Source organism: Cognatundibacterium aquatile (genome assembly GCF_014699135.1).
Classification (GTDB): domain Bacteria; phylum Pseudomonadota; class Gammaproteobacteria; order Burkholderiales; family Burkholderiaceae_D; genus Undibacterium; species Undibacterium aquatile.
Map to the genome: position 1 here is coordinate 1 of NZ_JACOFT010000006.1, position 21652 is coordinate 21652.

A 21652-nucleotide genomic window follows, 5' to 3' on the forward strand; every position below is an offset into this window, starting at 1 on the left:
TGGCGTCAGGACTATAATGAGCAACGACCGCACAGCTCGATTGGCTATCTGACGCCGAATCAATTTGCAGACAGTTTTTTAACCGCGGACTCTAAATTGGTTTCGTACTAATTTGGGGAGCAGGTCACCTCCAGTAACTCTATAGCGTAATCTGGACGACATCTATCCAATTCATCCACCAAGATAAATATTGGCAATTCAACGCCAGAACTTTTTTCAAGCGCCTCAATCAATAGCTGGAGTTTTTGTTTGAATTCTTCAATGGCTACTTTTGTCGTCTTATGTTCCTTCAGAGACTCGGCAACCATTTTTTCTAATGCTTTCGCGGTGGTCTCAAACGAAGTGTGTTTGGTGCTACGGCCTGTTTCTATATCGACCTCATCAGTTTCAGTATCTGAAAATGAGTCGTGCATTTTCTCCCAGCTTAAACCTGCAATATGTTTAAGTAATGCCATTCCAATGACCTGGATCGAAGGTTTAATTAATTTTTTTACTTTTCCCATAGCACCACTGAGAGCTCTTTTTGCTGCGGGAATTTTAGTAAATGAGGGTTTTAATCCATTGTCGATTTCAGAAATAAACGCAATAAGAGGCTCTGGAGTGAAATCATTTTTCCACGCATCAAAATATACCACTGGATAATTTTTTGACTCTAATTCGTCCTTCCAACACTGAAGCATGAAGGTTTTACCGAAGCCCCACTCTGCATTAACAGCGAGAACAAACCCGCTTTCCGTAGGCTTGGCTTGATACCGATTAGTGAGATATTTCTCAAGATTTGCTGCAACCTGCTTTCTGCCTAGTTGATCACCTTCCCAGTGTTCAGACAAATTTTTGGCTTGCTTTTGCATAGGTTAACTCAATGGAGTTATTTTCAATGTTTTATTTTAAGCAATTATTGAACATTCAGGAATGCAAACTAATTATCTTTTATTAATATAGCCATGGATTCATAAAGCAGTGAAGATCGCTTTTTCACCATACTAATCGGGATACACTGCCGTCATAAGTGATTTGACTCAAATCACTTATGATCTGAAGAAGTGACAACGGCTCTATATTTCACGCTATTGGCAAACGCTGACGTACCGACTGACACTAAGTATGCAAGGAGTTGCTTATGTTTAGCGACTGAAATGATTTACCAGCAAACAAATTGATTTAGGGGTACTGATTGACGTACTCTTGCTCTAAAAAGAGCAACGCAGCACAAAAAGGTATAGCCACCTAGCGACCGATACACTGACGAAGGCTATTTTTAAAATCAGATGGCGGATGACAAATTTCTACCGCCACAAAAGAAAAAAGACCGCATTTAGCGGTCTTTTAAATTTACGGAAACCCGCATGAATACTGGAGGGGGGAAGTCAAATCACCCTTTGAAAGCCTTATATATAAAGGATTTCTATAATTTAAAGTTGCCTCATGGCTCCAACCATGGCTCCATAAAATTTTTTTGAAAAACCGTTTTAAATTGTTTTCTCGTTCTGAAATAAGAATTTTTCAGGATAATTTGTTTTAAATATTTTTAAAAAAAACATACATCTTAGACCTTTCCTCGTTGTAGTCGCGCTCGCCGAGCTTTTACTACGATAGCAGCGTAGCTTATCGCTAGTTCGATTCCATTTTGGCGCTCTGCCAGTTCAAGTAAATCATTACCAATAATAGACACATCAAAACCAGACTTAATTGCAATATCTGTTAACTCGTCAATCGAATATTCATATTTATTCAAATGCAGAGGTACATCTCCATTAATGTTGTTATTTTGAGGTTCATCAACATGCTTTGTTTTGGCAATTTCTAGGTCAGAAACAGCAGATTTCTTTATTGACGCTGCGATTTTTAGATTTGAAGTGAGGTCATCGTTTACCGGAGTATTGGTTGCGTCGAACATATCGCGGGTATGCAGCGGAACTCTCGCCCGTACTTTTTCTAAATCTGTTGGAGGATTATATGTCTTCAGTGGCGAAATGATCGCAGGGAGAGCTTTGGCATCCATTTCGTCAATTTTTATTCTTCGTTTGCACAGTATTGTCTGACCAAACTCTAACTTGAACCATTGGTAAGAGTAATCTGCTTTACTACTTACAAATTCCTCACTACAGCGTTCAATAAGCCCGAGACCTGCAAATGCCAATTGAGCACCAATGCTTCCAACCGTATCAAGTTGAGTTCGTGGTGCTTGCCAAGTCATTAAGTCTGGGTATTGAAAGCTTTCTACGATCTCGCCGCGACTTATCGCGTGTAAGCGTTTCGCTTCAATTGTTATATATTTCTTATCCTGAACGATGTCTAATGGCTCGCTAGATGCTATGGCTCCTAGAAGTGCGCCTGCCATAGTGCCAATTGTGTCAGTATCGCTTGAAAGGAGATTCGCCACGATTACTAGCCCATTCTCCGTTGGCATTTCACGAAAACACCATGCTGCCACAAGAGCAAATAACGCACACTTAATACCGGAGCCTCTCGAATTGTCATCAAACCCGCCCAACATTTGTACGACTGACGCATATGCGATTTTCGGATCTTGGTTTAATAAAGGGAGGCATTTTTCGACATCTTGGATCCATTCAAGCTTGACTTTCTCCATTTCCTCGCTAAAAGATCTACCAGCTTTTTGTTCCCAAGTTGGTAGCCAGAAAGTGCTTAATTCGGGGTCTTCAAAAATGAATTTTTGAGCCAATTCTATGTAAAGAACTAGATCAACCCAATCTGTTGGAACCGGTATTTTTGATTCATGTAATACAGCGGCCAAGCACGCTGCGTGAATAACAGCTCCGGAGATTCCTCTAGGATGACCATGCGTGCATAATGAATTACGAATTACGTCCGGTATATATGTTTCAGCTATTCCTAAGTCTGTTGAAGCCCAAACATGTGGTTGAATACGCATTGCAGCGCCATTTCCGCCGCCATCCACATATCGCACCGCGCGTTGATCAAAAAAATTGCTAAACCAATTTACGCCTCGTTGACCTAACATGGTCGCACCAAGTTTACTGCCACGGCCTGCACCAAGGCAGTATGAGAGCCAGACTGGGAGTTCAATCTTTGCAAATGTTTCTACATCAAAATGTCCGTCACCCCGTATTGACCGAGATGTTGCCAATCGTAATTGAGTATCGTCTGAATATGTCCCCGCATTGAGCATGGCCCAAACACCGAAATGTCCGCCTATGAGTCGTTTCCAGCCGGTTGCTTGAGAAATTTTGGAAGTTCCAATTCGCCTCTTTAGTCCGTCCTCGTCAACAAGTTCGGTCGGGAAACCAAGTATGTCGCCGTAGGCTGCCCATAGTGCAGAGCGAACTATCCCTTGTTGAAGTGTTCGATTCATTATTTGTATTTCAGTAAAGTTCTTTAAAAAGCGACTCGCGGATTTCAATTTCAATGGCACGGTGATTAACTGCAGTCAATTGGCCAGCAATTTGATCACAGATATCGTCATTAGGAACGTAAATTTTCCTTAAAAACTCAGTACTTAGTTCGCCGGGGTACAATATTTCGGCTTGCTCACACGTCGTGTGGTTTGCTGGGCAATTAGGATCACGTTCAATTGATTTCCCATTATATTGCACGATTTTTTGTGCAAACATGGCCTCAAATCCATCTGAACCCTGCCCCCTTTTTACTGAAGTGTATATATTATTCGTCGTAGTAAAAACGACACCATCATGAATTAATATTTCAGGCGAGAATGATAGAACACACCACCAAATGTTTGTATCTCTATGCCAATTACCAGAATAAGTTGCGAACGACGTGTTTATTTTCGATACCGACAGGTTTACGTGGTCGAGCCATGCTGCATCTCTATTACGAACTCTGGCATTTGGGGTGAAAATATATTCAAGTCTAGCATCTACATTTAGTCGATTTCGAGCTTTTAGAAGGCGAGTATCCAAAATCCCTAAAATGCCCGTATTCGTAGTGAAATGAAGAATTTCTTCAATCTCACGGAGGCGTACAATATTATCAATGGTCATACCGCTATATCCATGAATGTCTCTGGATCCAAATATTCAATAACTGTTGATGCATCTTCAGGTTTGTACCCTAAGATAATTGTTGATTTTGCACGACCTATTCCCATCGCTAATAATCGTCTAAGTGTAAGGAGTTTTTCGTCCTCATTGCCATCCCCGTGTGGCATAACTTCAGCATTTAATCCCAAAATAAAAACGTGATCGAATTCCAGACCTTTTGCTGAATGCAATGTACTTAATGCAATATTTTCGGATCCGATGGGCCAATCTGATGCACGTGTAATTGTTATATATTGGAGGTCAGCATCATTCAAAAGTATTTCTAGCGCCTTGAACCAGCCTAAGGGATGCAGAAACGCGACAGATTCAGAGGATAGATCAATTTTTGATTTAATAAAATTAATTGCATATTTGACTTGATTTCCAAAACTGCCTTTGAGAACAATTGGAATTTGCCCTTCGCGGGTTGTAGCTGAAAAATCAGGTAACGTACCATCGTCGTCGGTTCCAATGCCTTTCAATAGGGAAGTTGCAAATCTTGCAATTTGCTTGGTGTTTCTATAGTTAGCACTAAGTCGGAAACTGTTTTCTGGCCGAACGCTAATTCCTAACTCAGCCCAAGTAAAGCCTCTTGCATAAATTCTCTGAGCTGTATCTAGGATAAATGTAACTGAGTGGTCGTCTAAGAGTTGGTTCATTACCGCTCGAATCTGATTTCCTGAGAAGTCTTGCGACTCGTCGACAATGACAATATCGTAGGCGTGGAATTTTCGCTCTGCCATCGCAACTGCCAAATCATTCCAATCAAATTTAGCATTGGCGTATTTTTTTTGCATATAAGGATAAACAATTTCGTTTAAAAGTTTTTCTCTCATATTTTGTGCCATTCTCGGAGTACCTCCTCGACCGTCTCGCCGAGCGGTCAAGTAGTGCGCAATTTCACGAGGCAAATATTTCCCCATAAGATAGTCAACTTCTTCCCTTACGAAATCCGCTGATAAATTTGTATTGCTACAAAAATTCAAGAACTCAGCTCGAGAAATCAGATCTTCTGGGCCATCGATGATATTGCCATTTATCCCTAAAGAATTTTTTGCCCACTTACTGAAAGTGGACACTTCTAAGTTTATTTCTGGCGTGTTTGTAAACTGTTTATGTGCGAGTTCGGAAACATACCCACTCAATGTTCGGTTATATGTAAGAAGCAGAATATTTATTGGGGTAGTTCGTTTTTGACGACGTTTGCGATTTAGGAATGCACCAATTGAAGAGCGAAGTTTGAGCAATGCAGTAGTCGTTTTGCCACTGCCTGCCGCCCCTCTTATTACCTCTACGCCCATTTGAATTCGAGAAATTAACGATAATTGCTCTGGGGTTGGGCCAACATCAATTAATGCGCGCATATAAATTTCCAAAAAATTTTGCGATTGATAGAGTTTCTAGATGGAAAATCCCCGCCTAGAAATTTTAAGTAAAAGAAAGCGATTTTTGCGACAAATAATGACCCGTGAGAGTTTTACCTTTTTGACATCATGGTGCTATAGTTTTTCTCTATCGTCAATAAATTAACAACTTCGGCCGAAAAAAAGAAGGATAAATCGCGACTAATTTTTTAAATTTAGAGGCTTACCCTTTATTCGAAAAATTGAAATTGACAGGAAGGCGATATTGCACAGAAAAAACTATCTTAGTTCTTTAATTTGGCAACCCTAGATTTGAACCGCGACTGATTACGTAAAGTCTTTTACATGAAATTTCACAAAGGAGAATGATGACGAACACAATAACTAGTAATACCCACTCGTTATAATTCTTGGTAACAACGGTAACAGTAGTAACGTGAGTTATCTTTTTTCCGTCAATCCATAAGCCTATGAATATGCATAGGGATGTACTATATTTATCACTACGGCACGTATCCATAGACACGTGTGCGCTAGACCTAGGCATATACATATCCATAGACACCCCTAGGCACGTCTAGCCCTATGCCTAGGCGCACCTAGGGCTAGGTAAATGCAAAATCATCGGCAGAAATATCAGAACCCGACAGATCAAAATGCAAAAGGGTGAAATCCTTCACCCTTGGTTTGTTACCAGCGTTACCGCCGTTACTGAATTTTTGATGTAGGCGCTACGCGCTCTGATATTTGAGTACATACGCTTTGACTGAGCCGAAAGTTGGGAGCCGGATGTTTTGCGACGGCTGGCCACTATCAGCAGGGATCAGGATACCGGCTTTGATCAAAACTTTTTTCACCAGCTTTTCGTCTTTGTCTCGGCAGATTTCATTGCGAAAGACTTCAGGCAACACAATAAATTCTCTGATGTTGTCTGACGTGGTTCTGAAGAATCCGGCGCGATGCGGAACCCGTTGTTCGTCGGTGACGCGGATATCTTCAAACCGGCTTGCACCATGAGTTTCAAAGAATGATCTGACTTGCGCAAGAATCGCACGTTCTTCACGATTGCCGTTGCCGCCGAAATTCTCCAGCCATGATGTAAAGCAGATTTTTGCTGCTGCCGTTACATCGCCAATACTCCAGCCCGTCAGTCCATATTCGGTCGCCAGTTCACCCGCGACCGCGACCAATGCAAAGCGCCGCGCTACCCGCTCAACTTGGCCTGCTGATCCATTGGGAACCACCTGACGTATAAACAAATTGATTCGGTCGTTCACGTCTCTATGTAGCTGATCACGGTTGGCAGTGAGTTGTTCTAACCACGCCTGACCAGCAACACCAAAATACTGCGATGTCCTGTCTTTGATTTCCTTGGCAAATTCAGCAGGACTGGAACGGCCATGCAAGGTTTCAAATATCCCCATCTCTCGCCCGGCATCGGCTTCGATATCCGCCAGTCGGATTTCTTGCCCCGCCGTTGATTTCTTTCCGGCTCGTGCCATGATTGCGCTTAACGGTTCTTCACCAGAACTCAAAAAGATCAACCGCCACTTTTGCGCAGGCTTGGCAACACCATTACGGCTTGCTCTGGTTTTGCCTTGGCCGTTCGCCAACAGGTAAGCCGTATCGCCTGCAACGGTGGGATCAACTTGTCCGATTTCGTCTAAGATCAATAAGCCGTCATTGTGCAGTGCTGCCAGTCCTTCCATACCGTTCAATGTAGAGCGCCACAGGCAGATGTACTTGACAGGTTTCCCCCAAACGGATGCGGCCATGGTGAGTGCAGTGGATTTGCCGGACGACGACATACCACGCAAATGGAATCCGCCGGAATCTTCATTAGCGATTTCTGCCAAAGCACCTGCAAATGCGCTGGAGATTGCAAACATCAGCCTTGAATTCCCTTGCGCTAAAGCGCCAACTGAATTACGCCATTCTGTGATGGTTCCCGATGTTGAAAACGCTGGCTCAACGGATTGTGTATTCTGGAACACCATGATTTCATCTGATTTTCCAATGGCTCCCGCAGGGGTAACAAAGACATTGCCATGCCATCCTAAGCGCTGCACACATAACGCTCTGGCTTTGATATTGGCGACTTTAATATAAGCCGATAGCAGCGCCCGTTCGGTTTGATTGGGTGAGATATGCAAGCCTCGATTCGCTAATTCCCGCCGCACTTCTGCGCCGTCGCCTTCTAAGTTATCGAGTGGCATCGCCCATTGGTGTATCTGATCGTCGTCATCTTTCCATTCGAGCAAACGCCCCCATTCACTGCTTCTTTCGTCGCGTGTTTTGGCGATCACGTAAAGCGGAGCGCAAATCCAGCGGGGCTTTTGCTCATTGCCGTCTTTATCCGTTCCAAAAAAGAAAACCCCTTTGGAAGATACTTCGAATTGTCCGCCACCATATTTAAAGCGATTCACCGCCTCTTGCTGAACTGGCTCTGATACGTCTGCAACACATTCATCATCGATTTGCATAAATCGCCCCTCAGATGTTTTTGAAGGCGCTGGAGCGTGCTTCTTCCAGTTTGACGACCAAGGCGCGAATGCTCTGATCGTCAAATCCGGCAATACGTGCCTGAAGGAGTGCCGCCACTTCGTTGGAAGGCCAGCCAATCGCCCGTAAGCCGAGCTTGACGGGTTTTGTCCATAAGCCTTGCTTGATGCGCAGATAAATGGTGGAGCGGGATGCACCGGATTCGGCTTTGACTGCCGGAAGTCTTAGAATAGTTTGAACCATGTTAGTACCCCTTTGGGCGTTGTTGAACATGGAGCCATTACACCTTTTGACGGACAGCGCGAATAGGCGCAGTTAACTGCGCCCATTCCTCACAAATTAGCCTTAAACCCGCGCCGGTATTGGGTTTTAGTGGATGCTGTTAACTATTTTCTTGGGCCGGTCGAGAGGCCATCCACGCGGAGTATCGTCGCCATCACTGATGCTGTTCGATTTGCAACACCTTTCTTAACCAGCCAGTCGACCACTTCCTTATTGGTGGGGGCCGTCGTCGGATCAGCAGGGTCGTAATTCTTCCAAAACCGATTCGCTGCTGCTGCCAAATGACGCAATAGCTTGGTTTCATAAGTAGACCCCCACGGCCATTCTCTGGACAGGGGTGCTGCCGCCTGATCTTGCCAAGGGAAGGACTCCGGCAGCGGATAACGCATGGATTTCAGCCATGCGCCGAACTTAGCGAGTTCTATTTCGCTTTCTTCTGATCCGTCTTTGCTATACGCAATCGGCTTTAACAGCGGATTACCAAGATTCACTTTGGCTTGATCGAGCAGATCGTTAAATTGCGTTGGCGTTCGCGCAAATACCTTGTCCAGATTGGGCAATCCGAAATTCGTGAATTGAAACGGATCAAGATTGCAGGCCAATGCGACTGCCTGCCAGAGCCTTGCTTGTTTTTGCTGTGACCAATACTCCCAGCTTGGCTCTTGAAGAGTGAAGAACGTCGTTTCGTTAGGGATATTGGGAGTCGTCATCTTGTCAGCTCAGGCGGCGTGTTGAGTGAATTTGGGCGGAACTATTTTATTGGCTGCAATTTGGTCGATGTAATCCGCCCAGTCTTGCATCATCTTTTTGCGCTCCTCCAAGAAGATGGCGCGGTCGTAGGCGCTGGCGATTTTGTCTTTCTGCGCATGAGCTAATTGCCTGTCCACGACTTCATGCCGATACCCTAATTGCTCTTTGATGGTACTCATGGCTAAGGCTCTGAAGCCATGGCCTGTCATCTTATTCTGATAGCCCATGCGCCGTAAGGCCATCAGGATTGCGCCATTGCTCATGGGTTTTTCGTGGTCGCGCTGGTTCGGGAATAAATACACACCGCCACCTGTCAGCGTATGCAGTTCGCGTAATAGCTCCAAGGCTTGGCGGGATAAACAAACATGATGATTGGTTTTATCGGGGTTAATGGTCAGTTTGCCGCGCTTCATGCGTTGCCAAGGAATGATCCATTCGCCTTTTTCCAGATCGATTTCGCTCCATGGCGTGGTAATTAATTCGCTGGTACGCACAAATAACAGCATCATCAAACGCAAGGCAATGCGGGTCGGTTTAAACAGTCGCGCATCGTTTTGATTCATCGCTGCCAGAAACGCCGGTAATTCATCCGTGGAAATGGCCGCAAAATGTCCGGCCTTCACAGGTTTCAGTACATCTTTTAAATCTTGCGCCGGATTACGGTTTTCTATGCCTTGCTGATTCGCGTAGCTAAAGATACGGGCGCAAGTGGCTTTCAGGCGGTGGGCGATCTCGACGGCACCACGCGCTTCAACCTTGCGTAAGGCGGCAATCATTTGCTGGTGGGTAATCGATGCAATGGGCATGGAGCCAATTTGCGGGAAGATATCAATCTCAAGACGACGCAAGGTATCTTTTGCGGTACTGCCGCGCCATGTCGGAATTTTATTGGTATGCCATTCCCGCGCTAACTTCTCAAACGTGTTATTCGCGTTCTCAGAACGTGCCGCTTTATCGTTATCGCGGGCTTCGGCGGGATCAATGCCGCTATTGAGTAGTTTCTTTGCGGCGGTGCGTTTTTCTCGGGCTTCCAGTAAGCTGGTTTCCGGATATTGCCCAAACGTTAAGCGATTTTTCTTGCCACTGGCTTGCACGAAGTTCATGCGCCACGTTCGTGTGCCGGACGGCATCACCTCCAGATACATCCCGCCGCCATCCGATAACTTATAAGGTTTGTCTTTAGGTTTCGCGTTGCGAACCTGCACATCCGTCAGAGGAGTCGCTAATTTGGGCATTTTGGAGCCATGGAAGTTAAGGGGTTACTTCATGGCTCTAAGGATGGCTCTAAAAACTTAGGATGTCAATGAACACTAAAAACGCTTAATAAACAAAAAACCCGCATCAGCACTGGGCTAGAAGCGGGTTTTTGAACATCTTTGAATCTTAAAATACTGAATTTTGGCGGAGAGGGGGGGATTCGAACCCCCGATACCTGTTACAGTACGCCTGATTTCGAGTCAGGTACATTCAACCACTCTGCCACCTCTCCGGCTTGGTTGTTCGCTATAAAACGAAGCCGCCGATTATAGCAAAGAAATCTTTGCTTTCCTAGCAAAGTGCGATTCGATCATGCACCCATTCGATGGAGCTGATGTTAATTTATTCCCTAAAGGCAATAATGACACGCGCTTGTCATATCAACTATTTATATTGTTGCTATTGATTGTTTTTGCGTCTGCAGCCTGAAAAGCCAGCGGCGCGTTTTTGGGAAAGTCGCCGAATGAACAGCGCAGCGTCTGAGGAAAGAATGGCCATCGTGCATCAGCACCTGGCAACCGCCAATATTGCAGCTGGTGTGACGACGGATGATGCCGATGCGATGACTCTGGCGCATTTGCAGCGCATCATCGAACAACGCTCGCTGACGGCGCGTTTCCAGCCTATCGTTGAAATGCAGAATGGCGATATTCTGGGTTACGAAGGCTTGATACGCGGCCCGTCTGACAGCCCACTGCATTCACCGATTAATTTATTTAAAGCCGCATCGGCGCACAATTTAACGGTTGTGGTTGAACATCTGTGCCGCAAAATCGTGCTGGAAGAATTTTTCGTACAGAATCTGCCGGGCAAGCTGTTTCTGAATGTCAGCCCGGAATGCCTGATCCAGCGCGATGTGCGCTATGGTGAAACGCTGGATTACATTCATCAGTTGGGCGTGAATCCAGACCGCGTCATCATCGAGCTGACCGAATATCAGCCGACGCATGATTACGCTTTGCTGTCGGAGGCGGTGATTCATTATCGCAGCATGGGTTTTGAAATTGCGATTGATGATCTGGGCGAGGGCTTTTCGAGTCTGCGCTTGTGGTCAGAATTAAAGCCGGATTACGTAAAAATCGATATGCACTTTATCCAGGGCATCGATCATGATCCGGTGAAGGCGCAGTTTGTCCGCTCGATACAAAGCATTGCAGAGAAATCGGCAACACGGGTCATTGCCGAGGGCATAGAAACGCATGCGGAATTGCTGATGGTGCGCGATATCGGCGTGGCTTGTGGTCAGGGCTATCACATCGCCCGCCCTCACCCGACGCCGAGCAAGGCAATTCCGGCAGAGGTGGCCAAGGCGCTGGTATCGCATCATCAGCAACTGTCGCGCCGGGCATCTGGTTTCTTTGAGCAAACCGCGGCAGTCGAAAAGATTCTGAAAGAAACGCCATCGATACCATCTAGCATGCTGAATAATCAGGTCGATGATATTTTTCTGCAAAACCCGAAGTTACAGATGATACCGGTGGTCGATCAGGGCACGCCGATCGGCATCATCAATCGCTATCACATGATTGACCGTTTTGCGCGCCCGTATCAGCGCGAGTTGTACGGCAAAAAATCCTGCAAGGTGTTTATGGACCCGCACCCGGTGGTGGTCGATAAAAACACCAGTATGCAGGATGTCAGCCATATCATTGTCGAAGCCAATCCTGAGCATCTGATCAACGGCATCATCATTACCGATCAGGGGCAATATCTGGGCATTTGTACCGGGCCGGATCTGATGCGCGAAATCACGCAAATGCAGATTACCGCCGCACGTTATGCGAATCCGCTGACGCAGTTACCCGGCAACGTGCCGATTAACGAACACATTGATCAGCTGCTGCAAAAACAGCAAAGGTTCAGCGCCTGTTATTGCGATCTCGATCATTTCAAGCCGTTTAATGACGTGTATGGTTACCGGCGCGGCGACGATATTATTCAGATGACGGGCGATGTGCTGAAACGGCATTGCGATTCGCAGATGGATTTTATCGGTCACATCGGCGGCGATGATTTTATTATTCTGTTTCGCAGCGATGACTGGGAGCAGCGTTGCAGCGATATTCTGGAAAGCTTTGCAACCGAGATTCAGGATTTTTATAACAATGAAGACCGCGAACGCGGTGGCTATCTGAGCGAAGACCGGCAAGGAAAAAAAGTGTTTTATCCGTTGGTGAGTCTGTCACTGGGCGTGGTCAAATCCAGCCCGAATCAGTTTTATTCGCACCATCAGATTTCGATTGCGGCTTCTGAAGCGAAGAAACAGGCGAAGAAAATTCACGGCAACAGCTTGTTTGTCGATCGCCGCTCAGAAATGAAACAGGCATAAAAAAATCCCGCGTCTTTGCATTCGACGCGGGACTTTTTTTTCAAGATCAGCTCAGTTCATCAGCCATCTCGGCTTCATTAAGCTGCCGGCACTAATTTTTCCATGCCGCCCATGTAAGGACGCAGCGCTTCCGGAATCACGACAGAACCGTCCGCTTGCTGGTAATTTTCCAGCACCGCTACCAGCGTACGTCCCACCGCCAGGCCAGAGCCATTCAGCGTATGCACCGCTTCCGGTTTGCCCTGCGCATTGCGGAAACGTGCTTGCATGCGACGTGCCTGGAAGGCTTCCATATTCGATACCGATGAAATTTCGCGGTAAGTATTTTGTGCTGGCAACCAGACTTCCAGATCGAAAGTTTTGGTCGCGCCAAAGCCCATATCGCCGGTACACAAACTGACGACGCGGTATGGCAAGCCCAGTTTTTTCAGAATCGCTTCGGCGTGACCGACCATTTCATCCAACGCTTCCATGGATTTTTCTGGATGCACGATCTGTACCATTTCCACTTTATCGAACTGATGCTGACGTATCATGCCGCGTGTATCGCGACCATAGCTGCCCGCTTCAGAACGGAAGCATGGTGTATGCGCCGTCATCTTGATCGGCAAGGCATCCGCTGGAATGATTTCGTCACGCACGGTGTTGGTCAACGTCACTTCGGATGTCGGAATCAGATACAGCGTTTCGCCTTCGCCGTCTTGTCCGCCTTTTTTCACGGCAAACAAATCTTCTTCAAATTTTGGCAACTGACCTGTACCGCGCATGGAATCAGCATTCACCATGTACGGCGTGTACATTTCTGTGTAGCCGTGTTCTATGGTTTGCGTGTCGAGCATGAACTGCGCCAACGCACGATGCAAACGCGCCATACCGCCTTTCATCACCGAGAAACGTGAGCCGGTTAATTTGACTGCGGTATCAAAATCCAGACCCAGTGCAGAGCCGATATCAACGTGATCTTTGATCTCGAAATCAAAAACCGGCGGTGTGCCGACTTTACGGATTTCGACGTTCGCGGTTTCATCCTGCCCCACCACCACAGATTCGTGCGGCAGATTAGGGATCGTCTGTAAGAATGCCGTCATGGCGGTCTGCACTTCTGACAGACGGACTTCTGAGGCTTTCAATTCGTCGCCGATGCCGCCGACTTCGGCCATCACTGCGGAAGCATCTTCGCCTTTGCCTTTGAGCATACCGATTTGTTTGGACAAGCTGTTACGCTTGGCTTGTAATTCTTCAGTGCGGGACTGGATCTGCTTACGTTCACCTTCGAGCGCATTGAACGCATCGACATCGAGTTTGAATTTACGAGTAGCAAGACGCGCGGCAACAGCGGCGATATCTTTACGCAGGAGTTGAATATCTATCATAGTGATCTGATACGAATAAGTGGAATGAGCTAATCGGCTATTGTAGCAAGGGCGGGCGAATTTCCCTAAACTTATAGCATGCGACCGCGACTGAATTTCAACGCCATCCAGCGCATGTAAATACAAATAATGGGGAGTATATGAGCAAAATCAGCTTATCTCTATACAAACAAAGGGGTACAGGCTGGCAAAAACAGATACCCCCGGGAGTATATTTCAGGCTTTTTTCTGCTTTTTGAGTGATTTCTGAGCGTTTTTTTACCGCATTTTGACGATCGAAAATGCGCTCAAACCTGATCAAGCGCATCAGCAAATCGACAGACGCCGTTAAACACCGTCCGCCTCATCATCCAGCCGCCGCAAATACGCCAGCTTTTCTGCAATTTTGATTTCCAGTCCGCGCGGTACCGGGTGATACCAGGATTCGCCCTCCAAGCCTTCCGGCAAATAAGTTTCGCCAGCGGCATACGCATCCGGCTCATCGTGGGCATAGCGATACAGTTTGCCGTAACCGAGCTGCTTCATTAACTTGGTCGGCGCATTCCGCAAATGTTCAGGCACGACGCGCGATTTATCTTTCGCCACCAACGCCCGCACCGCGTTATAGGCTTTATAAACTGCATTCGATTTCGCCGCACAAGCAAGGTAAATCACCGCCTCCGCCAGCGCTAACTCGCCTTCTGGCGAACCCAGACGTTCATAGGTTTCAGCTGCATCCAGACAAATACGCAAAGCACGCGGATCAGCCAGACCGATATCTTCCGACGCCATACGAACGATGCGGCGCGCCATGTAGCGCGGATCAGCGCCACCATCGAGCATGCGCACCAGCCAGTAGAGCGCAGCATCAGGATTCGATCCACGCACGGATTTATGTAAGGCAGAAATCTGATCGTAAAACGCATCGCCGCCTTTATCAAAGCGCCGCAAAGCGTCGCCCAGACATTCACTGAGTAAAGCAGGATCAACGACAGTTAAATGTTTGGCAGTCGCGGCATGCGCGACGATATCGAGGTTATTCAATAATTTACGTCCGTCGCCATCGGCGCTCGACACCAGACTGGCTCTGGCTTCCGGCAGGATCTGCAAACCATCAAGCTGACGCTCACAAGCGCGATCCACCATCAGCGCAAGATCATCATCCGTCAGCGATTTCAGCACATACACAGCGGCCCGCGACAGCAAGGCGCTATTGACTTCGAATGAAGGGTTTTCGGTCGTCGCGCCGATGAAGGTGAACAAGCCACTTTCCACATGCGGTAAAAAAGCGTCTTGCTGGCTCTTATTGAAACGATGCACTTCATCGACAAACAAGATGGTGCGGCGTTGCGAAGTTGCCTGCAGAATCTGCGCCCGTTCAACGGCTTCGCGAATATCTTTAATGCCAGATAAAACGGCCGACAAAGCAATAAACTCGCAGTGGAATGCATCTGCCATCAGGCGCGCCAGCGTGGTTTTCCCCACACCCGGCGGGCCCCACAAGATCATCGAATGTGGCTCGCCAGACTGAAACGCAACGCGTAGCGGTTTACCCTCGCCCAGAATATGCTGCTGACCAATCACATCATCCAGCGTCGCCGGACGCATGCGCTCGGCCAGCGGCGCGAGCTTCTTACGTGGTGCGTTCATCATGCAATCACATCTGCCATCTCATTTGCCAACTCAATTTCCATCATTATTGGCGGAACACATCTGCCCCGGCAGGGACGACGAATTTGAACTGATCCGCTTTCAAAGCAGGATTTTTTTCCATGCTTTTGAGCGTCACCAACGACACCTGACCAAACTGATCGCGCAATTCCAAAGCGTAAGGAACGCCGTCTTTCATGCCGATGCCGATATGATCGAACTGGCTGCCTTTGGTTTTCGCAGTTGCTTCCAGCCATTCCATGCCCTGCTTCGATGGCACATCTTTGAGTACGAAATTTTTATCCAGATCAGCAGCACCGGCGCTGCCAAACAGAATCGCTGCAGGGCTGGAACCCAAAGCATTGCCTAATTCTTTGATCGTGACCTGATTTAAATCTTTATCAAAGATGAAGAGCTTTTCACCATCGGCCTGCAACACTTGCTCGTAAGGCTTTTGGTAAGTCCAGATGAATTTCCCGGGACGGGCGAAAACAAATGCGCCGCTGAAGGTCTTGGAGACTTTAGGGTTGCCATCCACCATTTTGATCTGCTGCTGAACGAATTCACCTTTGGCGCTTTTGGTGTTCGAGACAAAGGATTTGAATTGATCGACCGCGGACGCCATGGCGATTGCGGGTAACAGCGTGGTGGCAACAACACATGCCAGCAGACCGCGTACTATTTTACTTTGCTTCTTCACTGATTTTCCTTGATTACTCATCTGTACTACTTATCATATCGACCGCCTGATCCGCCTGTCGCGGATATCCATGACTACTCAGCATTTCCGACCGGGACCAGAATTTCACGGTTACCGTTCGACTGCATCGTTGATACGACCCCGCTTTGTTCCATTTGTTCCAGCAAGCGGGCAGCGCGATTGTAACCAATGCGCAAATGCCTCTGTACCAGCGAAATCGAAGCGCGACGGTTTTTCAATACGATCGCTACAGCCTGATCGTACAAGGCATCGGCCTCGCCACCACCGGCAATCTCGCCCGCAGCGCCGCTCTCACCGCCCTCTTCCAAAGTGCCGCCTTCGAGTATGCCTTCAATATAGTTAGGCTCGCCCTGCGCTTTTAAATGCTCAACCACACGATGCACTTCTTCATCCGACACAAACGCGCCGTGTACCCGTACCGGCAAACCGGTTCCGGGCGGCATGTACAACATATCGCCCATACCGAGCAAGGTTTCTGCACCCATCTGATCGAGAATCGTGCGCGAGTCGATTTTACTGCTGACCTGAAACGCGATACGGGTAGGAATATTCGCCTTGATCAGGCCGGTAATTACGTCCACCGATGGTCGCTGCGTTGCCAGAATCAAATGTATGCCCGCCGCACGCGCTTTTTGTGCAATACGGGCGATCAACTCTTCCACCTTTTTACCCACCACCATCATCAGATCGGCTAACTCATCAATGATGATGACGATGGTTGGCAATTTATCGAGTGGCTCCGGCGCATCCGGCGTGAGGCTGAATGGATTCGGTATATGCTGCTCTTTCTTTGCCGCTTCTGCGATTTTGACGTTATAACCAGCCAGATTACGCACGCCCAGCTTGGACATCAGTTTATACCGGCGCTCCATTTCAGAAACCGCCCAGTTCAGAGCATGCCCGGCCTGACGCATATCCGTCACCACCGGTGCCAGCAAATGCGGAATGCCTTCGTACACTGACATCTCCAGCATCTTAGGGTCGATCAGTATCATGCGCACATCGTTAGGATCAGACTTGTACAGCAGTGACAATATCGTCGCATTAATGCCGACAGATTTACCTGAGCCAGTCGTACCGGCCACCAGCAAATGCGGCATCTTCGCCAGATCGGCACAAATCGGATTGCCCGCAATATCTTTACCGAGTGCTACGGTCAGGCTTGATGAGCTATCGTGATAAATCTTGGAGCTGAGAATTTCTGTCAGGCGGACAATCTGCCGTTTCGGATTCGGCAATTCCAGCCCCATGTAATTTTTACCGGGAATGGTTTCTACCACACGTATCGACGTCAGCGACAATGAGCGCGCCAGATCACGCGCCAGATTGACGATCTGACTGCCTTTCACGCCGGTCGCTGGCTCAATTTCGTAACGGGTAATGACAGGCCCGGGATAAGCGGCAACGACCTTGGCATCGACACCGAAATCGGAGAGTTTTTTCTCTATCAGACGACTGGTGAATTCCAGTGTCTGCACGCTGACGGTTTCTTGCACGGGCGGTGCATCATCGAGCAAAGAAAGCGGTGGCAAATTCGTGTCTGGCAGTTCATTGAATAAGGACACCTGTTTCTCTTTTTCCACGCGCTCAGAACGCTGCACGGCAACCACCTGAGGCTCTATGCGTATCGGCGATGCTTCCACAATCTTAGCGCGTTCCTGCACCACTACTTCTTCGCGCTTGACTGCGGCAGTCTGACCAACACGCCGGTCTTCCGCCGCCGCGTATTTATTTTGTATGAACACAAAAACGGTTTCTATCGCCGCACCGGTTTTTTCTGCGATCGTCAGCCAGGACACCTGAAAATACAAGCTGATACCCAATGCCATCGCCATCAGTAACACCAATGTTGCGCCAGTAAAACCCATAGCGCTGTATGCGGCAGAACCAATGACATTGCCAAGTACGCCCCCGGGAGCCAATGGCAATGGCAGACTCAGGGTATGCATGCGCAAAAACTCCAGCCCCATGCTGCCGCAAATCAGTAAGGCAAATCCCGTGATCCGCGCAAGCAGGTAAGGCAAACCCTCTTCTTCGCCGGTTTTCGTTTCGACTTGCATCGATAGCCGATCGGCCAGACGCCGATAAGATTTCACGACCTGACGCAAGCAAACGACGCTCCACCACCAGGCAGAGAAACCGAATACATACAGCACCACATCTGCCAGCCATGCGCCGAACTTTCCGCCCAGATTATGGATTTTCGGTACAACGCTGGACTGTGACCAGCCCGGATCTGCCTTGGAATACGTCGCCAGTATCAATATCAGGCAAACGCTTAATGCAGCGAAAATGAGCCAGCGTGCCTCCATCAGCAACACCACCATTTTATTTGGCAATGGCGGGGGCGCCGGGCTTTTACTGCTACGGGTGTAGGCTTCGCTGTTACTTGTAGTCATAAATCAGGAAAATGTTCATCCAGACAACCAAAGACTGACAAGATAGCATGTTAGAGCCCGCTCGCCAAACACCGGGCACCTCACGCAGCACCAGAGGATAGACTATAATTTGCGCTGATCTGCAGATGAAAATGCAAAAAAGCGCCATCGCTTGCTTTTTTCTAAGGCAACACCATCTGCAAGCAAATAAGGCATCGATTATCCCGTCTGGCCTCCCCTTCAACTCTTTTTATGCAGGTCTGCTCATGTCTACATCTAAAAAACACGCTCGCGTATTGATTCTCGGCTCAGGTCCAGCGGGTTATTCCGCCGCTATTTATGCCGCCCGCGCCAATCTTAATCCGGTATTGATCACTGGCGTAGAACAAGGTGGGCAGCTCATGACAACAACGGATGTCGAAAACTGGCCAGCAGATCCGCTGGGTGTGCAAGGTCCGGAACTGATGCAACGTTTTCTGCAACATGCAGAACGTTTTAACACGGAAATTATTTTCGATTACATCCACACAACCAAGTTGGACGAAAAACCTATCCGTCTGATCGGTGATCAGGGTGAATACACCTGTGATTCACTGATTATCGCGACAGGTGCTTCAGCACAATATCTGGGTTTACCTTCTGAACAAGCCTTTATGGGTAAAGGTGTCTCCGCCTGCGCCACTTGCGATGGATTCTTTTATCGCGGCAAAGAAGTTGCGGTTGTCGGTGGCGGCAATACAGCAGTCGAAGAGGCACTGTATTTATCGAATATCGCCAGCAAAGTCACAGTGATTCACCGTCGCGACAAATTCCGCGCAGAAGCTATTCTGATCGACCGCCTGATGGCAAAAGTTGCCGAAGGCAAAGTAGAAGTCAAATGGAATCACACTCTGAATGAAGTCACTGGAGATGATTCTGGTGTCACCGGCGTAAATATCAAATCGGCGGATGGGGTAATTACACAAGTGCCTGTCCATGGTGTATTTGTCGCAATTGGTCACAAACCGAATACCGGCATTTTTGAAGGTCAGCTGGAAATGCATAACGGCTACATCAAAACCCGCACCGGTACTGAAGGCATGGCAACCGCAACGAATGTTCCCGGCGTATTTGCAGCTGGTGATGTGCAGGATCATGTTTACCGTCAGGCGATTACCAGCGCAGGTACCGGCTGTATGGCGGCACTGGATGCACAGCGTTATCTGGAAGAATAATCCAGGCTGAATCGATGTCGTCGCTGAAAAATTTTGCTGACCTGAAATCTCTGGGTCAGCAACTCAAAACACAACAGGAAGCCAGACAGCGCGCTGAAGCAGAACGTCTGGAGCAGGAAAAGAAAGCAAAAGCAGAAGCGAATATTTTCCGCTCCAGCATAGGTTCGGTTGAACCATTGAAAGTGGCAGTCAAGCATCAGGCAACTCCGGTACGCCCGGCACCAATACCATTTCAATACATCGCCGATGAGAAAGCAGCATTACAAGAATCGCTTTCTGATGAATTCGATGCGGATTCATTGCTGGAAACAGATGAAAATCTGAGCTATACCCGTCCCGGAGTCGGCGTTGATGTCGTCAGAAAATTACGCAAGGGGCACTGGGTGATCCAGGCGCAATTAGATTTGCATGGTCTGCGCCGCGATCAGGCCAGAGACAGTCTGGGTGATTTTCTGAGGCGATGCGGTAGAAATGGAGTCCGTTGCGTACGGATCATTCATGGAAAAGGTCTGGGTTCTGTCAATAAAGAACCCGTTCTGAAACACAAAGTAAGAAACTGGCTGATCCAGAAAGATGAGGTGCTGGCATTTAGTCAGGCGACTGCAGCGGATGGTGGATCAGGTGCGCTGATCGTATTATTAAAGGCCTGAGTTTCCTCAGGCCTTTTTTATCAGTTCTTGAATTTTCCGTCTTTGCCAATCATGGTCATATCAACGAATTTTGAACCATTGTGATTCGACGATGAAAAGTTAATGTCAAAACCACCCGCATCGTAACTCTTAGTGTTCAACGACTCTAAAGAGGAAATCAATTTTTCGCGGGTCAGATTCTGGCCTGAACGACGCAAACCTTCCACAAATACCTTCGCCGCAATAAAACCTTCCAGACTGGAAAAATTCAGGTCTTTAATGCCGGCTTTATTCATGATTTTAGTGTATTCACCGACGACAGTTGCGTTCGCCGCTGACCAAGGGAAAGGCACGACTTGCGACACAACGACGCCGGAACCATCTTTACCCAACGCATCCGACAAAGCCTGACTACCGACAAAAGAGACGTTATAAAACTGGCCGGTATAACCCAATCGGCGCATCTCTTTAATTAACGCTGCAGAAGAAGAATAGGCACTGATCTGGATGATAACGTCGGGACGTTTTGCCATCATTTTTTCAACTGCTTTGGCAACATCAAGACTATTTCTCTCTACCGTTGCGGTATCAACAATAGGAAGATTTTTTTTCTTCAGCGCACGCTCTACGCCCGTTAATCCTGCTTTACCGTACGCGTCATTTTGATAGAACACAGCGATATTTTTAAGCCCGGTATTTACCAGACGATCAACCAGATGTTCGGTTTCGTCAAAATAGCTGGCGCGAACATTGAAGATCAACTTATTGAAAGGTTCCCGCAAAGACTGAGCACCAGTATAAGGTGCAAAGAATGGCACTTTCGCTTGCGTGAATATCGGCATTGCGGCGTTGCTGGTTGCAGTGCCAACATAACCAAACAAGGCAAATACATCGTCAGTCTCTATCAGTGCCTTCGTATTGGCAGCAGCAATGTCAGCCTCGTATTTATCGTCACGTTTAATGACTTCGATCTTACGGCCAAAGACGCCGCCAGTGCTATTCACGTGATCAAAATAGGCTTTCGCCCCTGCATGCAACTGTATGCCCAGTTGCGCTGCAGGCCCCGAAAAAGCAGCAGATTGGCCAATAATAATTTTATGCTCACTGACGCCATTTTCCGCAATAGCTGGCAAGGCCAGCAGCGCTGCGAATACTGCAGTGAGTAATTTGGATGCCATCATAGTTGCTTGCACTCAGTT

17 protein-coding genes and 1 tRNA gene are annotated in these 21652 nt (G+C 47.7%); 4 read left to right on the top strand and 14 right to left on the bottom strand.

What is annotated here, in order from left to right; translation table 11 throughout:
• The coding region (locus H8K26_RS18050; RefSeq protein ID WP_190480174.1) for an integrase core domain-containing protein at positions 1-111 on the top strand (111 nt) is incomplete at its 5' end.
• Here the strand turns inward: H8K26_RS18050 and H8K26_RS14985 are convergent.
• The 9 genes from H8K26_RS14985 to H8K26_RS15025 form a co-directional block, all read right to left on the bottom strand.
• Positions 108-851 carry a KAP family P-loop NTPase fold protein gene (locus H8K26_RS14985; RefSeq protein WP_190480646.1) on the bottom strand — a complete coding sequence of 248 codons (744 nt, stop codon included), beginning with the start codon at positions 849-851 and terminating at the stop codon, positions 108-110. The genes H8K26_RS18050 and H8K26_RS14985 overlap by 4 nt on opposite strands.
• Before the next feature lie 695 nt (positions 852-1546).
• Positions 1547-3337 (bottom strand): ADP-ribosylglycohydrolase family protein, encoded by a 1791-nt coding sequence (locus H8K26_RS14990; protein WP_190480648.1) that lies wholly within the window; start codon positions 3335-3337, stop codon positions 1547-1549.
• A 10-nt stretch (positions 3338-3347) separates the two neighbouring features.
• The gene (locus tag H8K26_RS14995; RefSeq protein ID WP_190480651.1) at positions 3348-3986 is read right to left on the bottom strand and encodes a DarT ssDNA thymidine ADP-ribosyltransferase family protein; all 639 of its coding nucleotides are present in this window, start codon (positions 3984-3986) and stop codon (positions 3348-3350) included.
• Complete coding sequence (locus tag H8K26_RS15000; RefSeq protein WP_190480652.1) at positions 3983-5389, bottom strand: 3'-5' exonuclease; 1407 nt, start codon at positions 5387-5389, stop codon at positions 3983-3985. Before H8K26_RS15000 ends, H8K26_RS14995 begins: the two co-directional genes overlap by 4 nt.
• Before the next feature lie 731 nt (positions 5390-6120).
• A complete protein-coding gene (locus H8K26_RS15005) occupies positions 6121-7872 on the bottom strand; it encodes a DUF927 domain-containing protein (protein WP_190480654.1) in 1752 nt (583 codons plus the stop codon).
• Positions 7873-7882: 10 nt separating this feature from the next.
• The gene (locus H8K26_RS15010; protein WP_190480656.1) at positions 7883-8134 is read right to left on the bottom strand and encodes a helix-turn-helix transcriptional regulator; all 252 of its coding nucleotides are present in this window, start codon (positions 8132-8134) and stop codon (positions 7883-7885) included.
• A gap of 143 nt (positions 8135-8277) precedes the next feature.
• Positions 8278-8883 carry a hypothetical protein gene (locus H8K26_RS15015; RefSeq protein ID WP_190480658.1) on the bottom strand — a complete coding sequence of 202 codons (606 nt, stop codon included), beginning with the start codon at positions 8881-8883 and terminating at the stop codon, positions 8278-8280.
• A gap of 9 nt (positions 8884-8892) precedes the next feature.
• The gene (locus tag H8K26_RS15020; protein WP_190480660.1) at positions 8893-10158 is read right to left on the bottom strand and encodes a tyrosine-type recombinase/integrase; all 1266 of its coding nucleotides are present in this window, start codon (positions 10156-10158) and stop codon (positions 8893-8895) included.
• 164 nt (positions 10159-10322) lie between these two features.
• Positions 10323-10412: transfer RNA gene (locus tag H8K26_RS15025), tRNA-Ser, on the bottom strand.
• Between the two features lie 258 nt (positions 10413-10670).
• On the opposite strand from H8K26_RS15025, the gene H8K26_RS15030 reads away from it, so the two are divergent.
• Complete coding sequence (locus tag H8K26_RS15030) at positions 10671-12509, top strand: GGDEF domain-containing protein (protein WP_190480663.1); 1839 nt, start codon at positions 10671-10673, stop codon at positions 12507-12509.
• Between the two features lie 77 nt (positions 12510-12586).
• On the opposite strand, the gene serS is transcribed toward H8K26_RS15030, so the two are convergent.
• The 4 genes from serS to H8K26_RS17975 form a co-directional block, all read right to left on the bottom strand.
• The gene (gene serS / locus H8K26_RS15035; protein ID WP_190480664.1) at positions 12587-13882 is read right to left on the bottom strand and encodes a serine--tRNA ligase; all 1296 of its coding nucleotides are present in this window, start codon (positions 13880-13882) and stop codon (positions 12587-12589) included.
• 327 nt (positions 13883-14209) lie between these two features.
• Entirely contained in the window at positions 14210-15514 is a 1305-nt protein-coding gene (locus tag H8K26_RS15040) for a replication-associated recombination protein A (RefSeq protein ID WP_190480666.1), read from the bottom strand.
• Between the two features lie 43 nt (positions 15515-15557).
• Positions 15558-16232 carry an outer membrane lipoprotein chaperone LolA gene (gene lolA / locus H8K26_RS15045; RefSeq protein WP_190480668.1) on the bottom strand — a complete coding sequence of 225 codons (675 nt, stop codon included), beginning with the start codon at positions 16230-16232 and terminating at the stop codon, positions 15558-15560.
• Between the two features lie 53 nt (positions 16233-16285).
• Positions 16286-18631, bottom strand: a complete 2346-nt coding sequence (locus H8K26_RS17975) for a DNA translocase FtsK (RefSeq protein WP_190480670.1) — start codon at positions 18629-18631, stop codon at positions 16286-16288.
• A gap of 245 nt (positions 18632-18876) precedes the next feature.
• On the opposite strand from H8K26_RS17975, the gene trxB reads away from it, so the two are divergent.
• Both trxB and H8K26_RS15060 read left to right on the top strand, forming a co-directional pair.
• Entirely contained in the window at positions 18877-19824 is a 948-nt protein-coding gene (gene trxB / locus H8K26_RS15055; RefSeq protein WP_190480671.1) for a thioredoxin-disulfide reductase, read from the top strand.
• A gap of 14 nt (positions 19825-19838) precedes the next feature.
• Positions 19839-20474 (top strand): Smr/MutS family protein, encoded by a 636-nt coding sequence (locus tag H8K26_RS15060; protein ID WP_186885858.1) that lies wholly within the window; start codon positions 19839-19841, stop codon positions 20472-20474.
• Between the two features lie 20 nt (positions 20475-20494).
• On the opposite strand, the gene H8K26_RS15065 is transcribed toward H8K26_RS15060, so the two are convergent.
• Complete coding sequence (locus tag H8K26_RS15065; RefSeq protein WP_223827052.1) at positions 20495-21634, bottom strand: ABC transporter substrate-binding protein; 1140 nt, start codon at positions 21632-21634, stop codon at positions 20495-20497.
• Positions 21635-21652 lie beyond the last annotated feature (18 nt).

Bases quoted from the DNA above. Each gene is read 5' to 3' on its own strand.
- H8K26_RS15060 (WP_186885858.1), top strand. From the start codon at position 19,839: ATGTCGTCGCTGAAAAATTTTGCTGACCTGAAATCTCTGGGTCAGCAA.
- serS (WP_190480664.1), bottom strand. From the start codon at position 13,882: ATGATAGATATTCAACTCCTGCGTAAAGATATCGCCGCTGTTGCCGCG.
- lolA (WP_190480668.1), bottom strand. From the start codon at position 16,232: ATGAGTAATCAAGGAAAATCAGTGAAGAAGCAAAGTAAAATAGTACGC.
- H8K26_RS14990 (WP_190480648.1), bottom strand. From the start codon at position 3,337: ATGAATCGAACACTTCAACAAGGGATAGTTCGCTCTGCACTATGGGCA.
- H8K26_RS17975 (WP_190480670.1), bottom strand. From the start codon at position 18,631: ATGACTACAAGTAACAGCGAAGCCTACACCCGTAGCAGTAAAAGCCCG.
- H8K26_RS14985 (WP_190480646.1), bottom strand. From the start codon at position 851: ATGCAAAAGCAAGCCAAAAATTTGTCTGAACACTGGGAAGGTGATCAA.
- trxB (WP_190480671.1), top strand. From the start codon at position 18,877: ATGTCTACATCTAAAAAACACGCTCGCGTATTGATTCTCGGCTCAGGT.
- H8K26_RS15030 (WP_190480663.1), top strand. From the start codon at position 10,671: ATGGCCATCGTGCATCAGCACCTGGCAACCGCCAATATTGCAGCTGGT.
- H8K26_RS15010 (WP_190480656.1), bottom strand. From the start codon at position 8,134: ATGGTTCAAACTATTCTAAGACTTCCGGCAGTCAAAGCCGAATCCGGT.
- H8K26_RS15040 (WP_190480666.1), bottom strand. From the start codon at position 15,514: ATGATGAACGCACCACGTAAGAAGCTCGCGCCGCTGGCCGAGCGCATG.
- H8K26_RS15000 (WP_190480652.1), bottom strand. From the start codon at position 5,389: ATGCGCGCATTAATTGATGTTGGCCCAACCCCAGAGCAATTATCGTTA.
- H8K26_RS15065 (WP_223827052.1), bottom strand. From the start codon at position 21,634: ATGATGGCATCCAAATTACTCACTGCAGTATTCGCAGCGCTGCTGGCC.
- H8K26_RS15020 (WP_190480660.1), bottom strand. From the start codon at position 10,158: ATGCCCAAATTAGCGACTCCTCTGACGGATGTGCAGGTTCGCAACGCG.
- H8K26_RS14995 (WP_190480651.1), bottom strand. From the start codon at position 3,986: ATGACCATTGATAATATTGTACGCCTCCGTGAGATTGAAGAAATTCTT.
- H8K26_RS15015 (WP_190480658.1), bottom strand. From the start codon at position 8,883: ATGACGACTCCCAATATCCCTAACGAAACGACGTTCTTCACTCTTCAA.
- H8K26_RS15005 (WP_190480654.1), bottom strand. From the start codon at position 7,872: ATGCAAATCGATGATGAATGTGTTGCAGACGTATCAGAGCCAGTTCAG.